This window comes from Salinimicrobium sp. WS361, from assembly GCF_050750585.1.
In the GTDB taxonomy this organism is placed as follows: Bacteria; Bacteroidota; Bacteroidia; order Flavobacteriales; family Flavobacteriaceae; genus Salinimicrobium.
Genome location: NZ_JBOJLM010000051.1, coordinates 1 through 1261 on the forward strand (window position 1 = coordinate 1; position 1261 = coordinate 1261).

Below are 1261 nucleotides of genomic sequence, written 5' to 3' on the forward strand. Positions count from 1 at the left end.
ACTCACAACTGAGAACTCACAACTGAGAACTCACAACTGAGAACTCACAACTGAGAACTCATAACTGAGAACTCACAACTGAGAACTCACAACTGAGAACTCACAACTGAGAACTCACAACTGAGAACTTTTGCCTTATAATGCTTAATCTTACCTGGCTAACACTTCCTTCCACAAAACCTTAACCCTCTCCCAATCAAAAGCCTCCACCTTCTTCCTCGCAGCGCGGGTTCTTTCCAGAGAATGCTCCGGCCGCTTAAGCATATTTTTTATGGCCTCTGCCATTCGTTCGGGATCATTTGGAGGAACCAGCACCCCATCTATATCGGCAGTTATGAGGTATGGAAGTCCGCCCACGTTTGTGGAAACTACAGGCAACCCCAGGGCCATAGCTTCAATTACACTCACAGGGGTATTATCTATGTTGGTAGTGTTTAAAAAAATATCGTATGCTTCAGATAATGCAATCCAATCTTCTTTGGCTAACCTTCCCATGAAACGCACCGGCAGACTGTGCAGCCTGGAGTAGCGAATACAATTTTTCCAGGAATCGTCTTTTACCGGACCTACCATACATAATTCGGCATCAGGATAATCGGGCAACAGCAGCTCCAGCACTTTTAAAGCCTGCAACGGATTATAGATCTCAGCAAATGCTCTTACCCATAGTAGTCTGGGACGAAGTTGAAATCGTTCTTTAAAAGGATAATTTTCCAGGTGGATACTGTTGGGAATATATTGAATGTTTAAAAAACCTTTTTGCTGAAAAACAGTCTTTAGGTACAGCGACGGAGCCACATTTAAAAATGCTTTCTCAAATACCTTTTTTGACACCTTAGGAGAATTTTCGAGTCGGGCGGGAAGTTCCCCTCCGTGGAGGATGGGAATGTATTTAAGGTGCAGCTTTTGGCAGAGGCTGGCAACAGCATACGCATACCAGAAGTTTTGCGTGCTGTAGGTATCTATGAGCACGAAGTCGGTAGTTCTTCTGTTCCTGTACACTAACAGGAGCATTTCTATCAGGCGAAGGAATTTGTTCTTTTTTGCGGAAGCTGTTTTTACCTGGAAACATTCTTTTCTAAGTAATGGTGCCAAGATGTCGATGGAGGTAGGAGAGCCTCCCCGAGTTGATAGTTGGTTACCTATGTAGATTAGATTTTTCAGAGTTGTCGGTTGTCGGTTGTCGGTTGTCGGTTGTCGGTTGTCGGTTGGCGGTTGTCGGTTGTCGGTTGTCGGTTGTCGGTTGGCGGTTGGCGGTTGG

1 protein-coding gene is annotated in these 1261 nt (G+C 45.0%); it reads right to left on the bottom strand.

What is annotated here, in order from left to right; all coding sequences use genetic code 11:
- Nucleotides 1-150: 150 nt before the first annotated feature.
- The coding region (locus tag ACQ93I_RS17180) for a glycosyltransferase family 4 protein (RefSeq protein ID WP_431699603.1) at nt 151-1261 on the bottom strand (1111 nt) is incomplete at its 5' end.